Source organism: Mesorhizobium album (assembly GCF_033977205.1).
Classification (GTDB): Bacteria; Pseudomonadota; Alphaproteobacteria; order Rhizobiales; family Rhizobiaceae; genus Mesorhizobium; species Mesorhizobium album.
On sequence record NZ_JAVIIW010000049.1, the window covers coordinates 47,549 to 54,146 of the forward strand.

The 6,598-nt window shown below is 64.4% G+C and carries 6 protein-coding genes; 4 read left to right on the plus strand and 2 right to left on the minus strand.

Going from position 1 to position 6,598, the window contains the following annotated elements; genetic code table 11:
* Nucleotides 1-15: 15 nt before the first annotated feature.
* The 4 genes from RFN28_RS28870 to RFN28_RS28885 all read left to right on the plus strand — a co-directional run bounded on the left by RFN28_RS28870 (nt 16) and on the right by RFN28_RS28885 (nt 5,817).
* Nucleotides 16-1,308: an NAD(P)/FAD-dependent oxidoreductase gene (locus tag RFN28_RS28870; RefSeq protein WP_320290541.1), complete on the plus strand. Its 1,293-nt coding sequence runs from the start codon at nt 16-18 to the stop codon at nt 1,306-1,308.
* A gap of 29 nt (nt 1,309-1,337) precedes the next feature.
* Nucleotides 1,338-1,541: a YgaP family membrane protein gene (locus tag RFN28_RS28875; RefSeq protein ID WP_320290542.1), complete on the plus strand. Its 204-nt coding sequence runs from the start codon at nt 1,338-1,340 to the stop codon at nt 1,539-1,541.
* Nucleotides 1,542-1,633: 92 nt separating this feature from the next.
* The gene (locus tag RFN28_RS28880) at nt 1,634-2,635 is read left to right on the plus strand and encodes an efflux RND transporter periplasmic adaptor subunit (protein WP_320290543.1); all 1,002 of its coding nucleotides are present in this window, start codon (nt 1,634-1,636) and stop codon (nt 2,633-2,635) included.
* On the plus strand, nt 2,632-5,817 hold the full coding sequence (locus RFN28_RS28885; protein ID WP_320290544.1) for an efflux RND transporter permease subunit: 3,186 nt from the start codon (nt 2,632-2,634) through the stop codon (nt 5,815-5,817). Before RFN28_RS28880 ends, RFN28_RS28885 begins: the two co-directional genes overlap by 4 nt.
* A gap of 78 nt (nt 5,818-5,895) precedes the next feature.
* Here RFN28_RS28885 and RFN28_RS28890 read toward each other — a convergent pair whose 3' ends face one another.
* Together RFN28_RS28890 and RFN28_RS28895 are read right to left on the minus strand one after the other, a co-directional pair.
* A complete protein-coding gene (locus RFN28_RS28890; protein ID WP_320290545.1) occupies nt 5,896-6,246 on the minus strand; it encodes a DUF6867 family protein in 351 nt (116 codons plus the stop codon).
* 69 nt (nt 6,247-6,315) lie between these two features.
* On the minus strand, nt 6,316-6,598 hold a 283-nt coding region (locus RFN28_RS28895), incomplete at its 5' end, for an ABC transporter ATP-binding protein C-terminal domain-containing protein (protein WP_502572787.1).

Genomic DNA, 6,598 nt, shown 5'->3' on the forward strand with positions numbered 1-6,598 from the left:
AATGGGAGGATCATCATGTCTCACATCGTCGTCCTCGGAGCGGGTCTCGGCGGCACGATCATGGCATACGAAATGCGCGACAAGCTGCGCGGCGAGGACCGGCTGACCGTCGTCACGCTCGGCACGTCCTATTCCTTTGTGCCTTCCAATCCCTGGGTGGCTGTCGGCTGGCGGGTGCGCGAGGACGTCACCGTCGATCTGGCGGATACCTTCAAGCGGCGCGGCATCGCGCTGCGTCCCGAAGGCGCGAAAAAGGTGCATCCGAAGGAGAACCGCGTCGAGCTCAACGACGGCTCCTTCGTCGACTACGACTATCTGATCATCGCGACCGGCCCCGACCTTGCCTTCGATGAGGTGCCGGGTCTCGGACCTGCCGGCCATACCCAATCCATTTGTCACATCGACCATGCCGTCACCACGCGGGCGAGGTTCGACGAACTCGTCCGCAAGCCCGGCCCGATCGTGGTGGGCGCCGTCCAGGGCGCGTCCTGCTACGGCCCGGCCTACGAATTCGCCTTCATCCTCGACACCGCGCTGCGCAAGGCCAGGGTGCGCGACCGCGTGCCGATGACCTTCGTGACGCCGGAGCCCTATATCGGCCATCTCGGCCTCGACGGGGTCGGCGACACCAAAGGCCTGCTCGAGAGCGCCATGCGCGATCGCCACATCAAGTGGATCACCAACGCCAAGGTGGTTTCGGTCGACGCCGGCGTGATGCATGTCGAGGAAGTCACCGAGGACGGTGCGACCAAGGCCAAGCATGACCTTCCCTTCGCCTTCTCGATGATGCTGCCCGCATTCCGGGGCGTCGACGCCGTCAAGGGAATCGAGGGCCTCGTCAATCCGCGCGGCTTCGTCACCATCGACAAGCATCAGCGCAACCAAACCTATCCGAACGTCTTCGCGATCGGCGTCTGCGTCGCCATCCCGCCGGTCGGCAAGACGCCGCTTCCCGTTGGCGTGCCGAAGACCGGCTTCATGATCGAATCCATGGTCACGGCCACCGCCGAGAACATCGGCGCACTTCTGCGCGGCGAGGAACCACGGGCCGTCGCGACATGGAACGCGGTCTGCCTCGCCGATTTCGGTGACGAAGGCATCGCCTTCGTCGCGCAGCCGCAGATCCCTCCCCGCAACGTCAACTGGTCCTCGCAGGGCAAGTGGGTCCACGCGGCGAAGGTCGGGTTCGAGAAATACTTCCTTCACAAGGTGCGGCAGGGAAAGAGCGAGACCTTCTATGAGGGGCTGGCGCTCGACGTTCTCGGCATCAAGAAGCTCAAGGCCGTCCACATAGAGCCGGCCGAATAGGCCCGGCAGATCTTCAGGAGAAAAGGATCATGACGATAGACAAGGCAGTTCTCATGTTCGCGGGCTTCTTGGTGCTGATATCGCTCGCGCTCGGCATCTACTATTCGCCCTACTGGTTCCTGCTGACCGCATTCGCCGGGCTCAACATGATGCAGGCTTCGGTCACGGGCTTCTGCCCGGCAGCGATGGTCTTCAAGAAGCTCGGCTGCAAGCCGGGCGTGGCGTTCAAGTAACGGCACTCATCCAGCAATTGGCCGCCAGCCGGGAGGCGGCTGAGCCGCCTTCCGGCCCATTTCAACCGACCGAGACTAACGCAATGAGACCCATGCAGTCGGCCCTCGCGAACATCCTTCTGATCGGCGTCGCCGGCCTTGTCGCGATCGACGCGCACGCCGCCGAGTTCATCGTCAAGGCCACGACCGTCACCGAGATGAAGGCGGTGTATGGACAGGTGGAGAGCCGCACCATCCTGCCGGCCAGGGCGAGGATTTCGGGAACCATCTCGTCCGTACGCGTCTCGGAAGGCGCTGAGGTGAGCAAGGGCGACGTGATCGCGACGGTAGTCGACGATAAGCTCGCGTTGCAGCTCAGAGCCGCCGACGCCAAGATCGCGGCGCTGAATTCGCAACTCGATAGCGCCCGCACCGACCTGCAGCGCGCGCAGGACCTGCTGGCCAAGGGCGCCGCCGCCCAAAGCCGGGTTGACGCTGCAAAGACGCAGTTCGATGTCGTCACGAACCAGCTGGCAGCCGCGATTGCCGAGAAGGCGGTTATCGAGCAGAGCACCAAGGAAGGCGATGTCCTGGCTCCGGCCGACGGCCGCGTGCTGACGGTCCCCGTGGCCGCCGGCTCGGTGATCATGGCGGGCGAACCCGTCGCGCGGGTGGCGTCGGGCCAGTACTACCTGCGACTGTCCTTGCCGGAACGGCACGCCGTCGAAATAACGGAAGGCGCCCGCGTCGACATCGGCGAACGCGGCACGGGTACCAATGCCGGCTTCGTCAAGGCCAGCGAGGGCCGGATCGCCAAGGTCTATCCCGAGATCGAGAACGGCCGTGTGATCGCCGACGTCGAGGTTGCCGATGTCGGGACCTATTTCGTCAACGAACGCACGCTGGTGTCCATACCGGTTGCCAAGCGGACCATGCTGGGGGTTCCGCCGGAGGCGCTCAGGATTGTCCACGGCGTCGACTATGTCACGGTCGAGACGGCGGACGGCCCGCTCGACGTCGCGGTCGTGCTGGGCGGGGCATTCCAGGATGCCGGCCAGCCGCGCGTCGAGATTCTGAGCGGTCTTGCCGATGGCGACAAGGTCGTCCTGCCATGAACCTCGGCATCGCCGGCTGGCTGACCCGTTCCTTCATCGCATCGCCGCTGACGCCCCTGTTCCTGCTGGCCGCACTGGCGCTTGGGCTTGTGGCACTGGTCACGCTGCCGCGCGAGGAAGAGCCGCAAATCTCCGTGCCCATGGTCGACATCCACGTATCCGCGAACGGCCTGAAGGCCGAGGATGCGGTCAAGCTCGTGACCGAGCCGCTGGAGACGATCATAAAAGGCATAGACGGCGTCGAGCACGTCTACTCCCAAACCACGGATGACGGCGCGCTGGTGACCGCGCGCTTCAACGTCGGCACCAGCTCGGATGCCGCGATCCTGCGCGTACACGAAAAGGTCCGCGCCAATATGGATCGCATCCCCGTCGGGATTCCGGAGCCGCTGATCGTCGGGCGCGGCATCGACGACGTGGCCATTGTGGTGGTGACGTTGACGCCGGCGCCACAGGCAGCGGCGCGCTACTCCTCGGCGGACCTGACGCGTCTTGCGCATGAACTGCAGGTCGAGGTCGCGAAGCTTCCCGATATCGGCCTCACCTACATAGTCGGAGAGCAACCGGAAGAGATCAAGGTCGAGCCGGATCCGGAAAAGCTCTCGCTCTACGGCATCACGCTGCAGCAGCTGACGGGCAAGATCGCGGGCGCCAACCGCTCCTTCCATATCGGCACGGTTCGCGACGACGGCAATCAACGCGTGCTGGTGGCCGGCCAGACGCTGCAGGCTTTATCCGACATCGGCAACCTTTTGCTGACGGCCCGCGACGGCCGCCCGGTCTATGTGCGCGACGTGGCCAGCGTCGTGCTCGCGACATCGCCGGCGGAGAACCGCGTTACCAATATCGTCAAATCCGACAAAGGTCTCGAACGCGCACCGGCCGTGTCGGTGGCGATCGCGAAGCGACCGGGCACCAATGCGGTCGTGATCGCCGATACGATCGTCAAGCGCCTCGATCAGGTGCGCGGCCAGATCTTCCCCAAGGACGTCGAAATGGCCGTGACGCGCAACTATGGCGAAACGGCCAATGAGAAGGCCAACGAACTGCTCTTCCATCTCGGTCTGGCGACCGCCTCCATCGTGCTCTTGGTCGCCGTCGCCATCGGTTGGCGGGAGGCTCTGGTGGTGGCCGTCGTGATACCCACGACGATCCTGCTCACCATGTTCGCATCGCGCGCCATGGGCTACACGCTGAACCGCGTCAGCCTGTTCGCGCTGATCTTCTCCATCGGCATCCTCGTCGATGACGCGATCGTGGTCATCGAGAACATCGCGCGCCACTGGGCAATGGACGATGGACGTTCGCGCACGAAGGCGGCGATCGATGCAGTCGCCGAGGTCGGCAATCCCACCATCGTGGCGACGCTGACGGTGGTCGCGGCGCTGCTGCCCATGCTGTTCGTCTCCGGCCTGATGGGTCCGTATATGAGCCCGATCCCGGCCAACGCCTCGGCTGCGATGCTGTTCTCCTTCTTCGTCGCGGTGATGTTGACGCCGTGGCTGATGCTGAAGCTCGGCGGAAGGACGGGCTCGCATGGCCATGTCGGCAGCGCCCATGGTGGCGTGCTGGGACGGGTCTACGTCGCGGTGGCGCGGCCGATCTTGAAGTCGCGGCTCAGGGCGTGGGCCTTCCTGCTGGTCGTGGGCATTGCCACGATTGGGTCCATGGCGCTGATCTATACCAAGCACGTAACGGTCAAGCTTTTGCCCTTCGACAACAAGACCGAGCTTCAGATTGTGGCGGACCTGCCCAGAGGCTCGTCGGTCGAGGACACCGACCGGCTGCTTCAGGCGGCCGTGAACCGGCTGGCCTCCGTGCCGGAAGTGGTTTCGTTCCAGACCTATGCAGGCGCCTCCGCGCCTTTCAACTTCAACGGCCTGGTGCGCCATTACTACCTGCGATCGAGCCCCGAGCAGGGCGACATAGCCGTCAACCTGCTTCCCAAGGGCGATCGTAGCCGCGCCAGCCATGCCGTAGCGCTCGACTTGCGCGACCGCTTGAAGGGAATGGCGATGCCGGCGGGCACGGTGTTGAAGGTGGTCGAGCCGCCGCCTGGCCCGCCGGTGCTCGGCACGCTGCTGGCCGAGATCTACGGCCCGGACGCCGAGACCCGCCGCGCCGTCGCGGCCAAGGTTCGCGGGACCTTCGCCAGCGTCCCGTTCATTGTCGACGTCGACGACAGCTTCCACAACCAGCCGGAGCGGCTGCGGCTTTCGCTCGACCAGGACAATCTCGAATATTACAAGGTTGAGCAGGCGGATGTGTACGACACGCTGAGCTATCTCTACGGCGGGACCACGGTCGGCTACTCGCATCGAGGCGGTGGACGCCTGCCGATCCCGATCCGCATCGCCTTGTCCAAGACAAACGGTGTGATCGACCAGCGCGCCCTGGCGACGCCGGTGGCCGCCAACGCGCTGCCCGGCGCGCGCGACGTTGTCGAGCTTGGCGACGTCGTGCGGGTGAGCCGGGAGCCGGCCTCCTATCCGATCTTCCGCCACAACGGGCGCCCAGCGGAGATGGTGATGGCCGAACTGGCCGGCGCGTTCGAGGCGCCGGTCTATGGCATGCTGGCCGTGGACGACGCGATCGCCAAGGCGGACTGGGGCAATGTCCCCAAGCCGGCGATCGCGCTGCATGGCCAGCCGAACGACGAGTCCAAGCCTACTCTGTTGTGGGACGGCGAGTGGGAGGTGACCTGGGTGACGTTCCGCGACATGGGCGCGGCCTTCATGGTGGCCATCCTCGGCATCTACATCCTGGTCGTCGCGCAGTTTGGCTCCTTCAAGCTGCCGCTGGTCATCCTGACCCCCATTCCACTGACGCTGATCGGCATCATGCTCGGCCACTGGGCCTTCGGCGCACCCTTCACGGCCACCTCGATGATCGGCTTCATCGCGCTTGCCGGCATCATCGTGCGCAACTCGATCCTGCTGGTGGATTTCATCCGCCACGCCAGGGCGACCGACGAGCCGCTCGTTCACGTGCTGCTCAAGGCCGGAGCGATCCGCTTCAAGCCTATCCTGCTCACCGCGCTCGCGGCGATGATCGGGGCTGCGGTGATCCTGACCGATCCGATCTTCCAGGGGCTGGCGATCTCGCTGCTGTTCGGCCTCGCCTCATCGACGCTGCTGACGGTGCTCGTCATCCCGACCATCTACGTGGCATTGCGGGGCTGAGAGCTCTGGTCCGAGCGCCGGCCGGAAAGCCGCGCTGCGTGCTTCGCGGAATGCCCCGTGAGCTGCGCGGAGACGACCTCAGCGAGAGACGCGCTTCCAGCTCAATGGGGAAGCTCTTTCATAGAGCCAATAGTACTGTTTCACCATCTGATTGGTGCGCGTGTATTGATAGCTGAGGAAGCCTAGGATCATCAGCACGATGGTGTCGACGATATAGTAGTGCAGCGAGAACATCGTGCCTCCGAACAGGGCATGATGGATGAACCTGACGCCGATGCCGAGCCCCAGCATGTAGAGGAATAGCCGAAAATGGCTGCTCCAGGTCTGCGCCGCCGCCTTGCCGGTCATCCACGCCGCCCAGCCCCCGAGCAGGCAGGTGACGAGCAGGAACTGCCCGATCGAAGTTTCTTCATAGATAACGCCCTGCATGATTGATGTCTCCCTATCGGATGTTGCCGTAATAGGTCGGCACTCCCTTGAGCGGCGTTGTGCCGACCATCATTGACGCCCTCCACGCTTGCCCGATGCGCCGGCAACCTTGCCGGTATCGAGCTGCTCGATGACATCCTCGTCGCCGACTTCGGTGAGCACGGTTTCGACCTCTTCGTCGTCGACGCCGAGATAGGCGGCGATGACGCGCGGATCGGTCCTGACCGACTGCGGGTTGCCGTCGGAGATCTTGCGGCCGTATTCGAGCACCACGACATGGTCGGAGATCTGCATGACCACCGACATGTCATGCTCGATGAGCAGGATCGAGGTGCCGGTGTTGTCCTTGATG

Bases quoted from the DNA above. Each gene is read 5' to 3' on its own strand.
- RFN28_RS28870 (WP_320290541.1), top strand. From the start codon at position 16: ATGTCTCACATCGTCGTCCTCGGAGCGGGTCTCGGCGGCACGATCATG.
- RFN28_RS28875 (WP_320290542.1), top strand. From the start codon at position 1,338: ATGACGATAGACAAGGCAGTTCTCATGTTCGCGGGCTTCTTGGTGCTG.
- RFN28_RS28880 (WP_320290543.1), top strand. From the start codon at position 1,634: ATGCAGTCGGCCCTCGCGAACATCCTTCTGATCGGCGTCGCCGGCCTT.
- RFN28_RS28885 (WP_320290544.1), top strand. From the start codon at position 2,632: ATGAACCTCGGCATCGCCGGCTGGCTGACCCGTTCCTTCATCGCATCG.
- RFN28_RS28890 (WP_320290545.1), bottom strand. From the start codon at position 6,246: ATGCAGGGCGTTATCTATGAAGAAACTTCGATCGGGCAGTTCCTGCTC.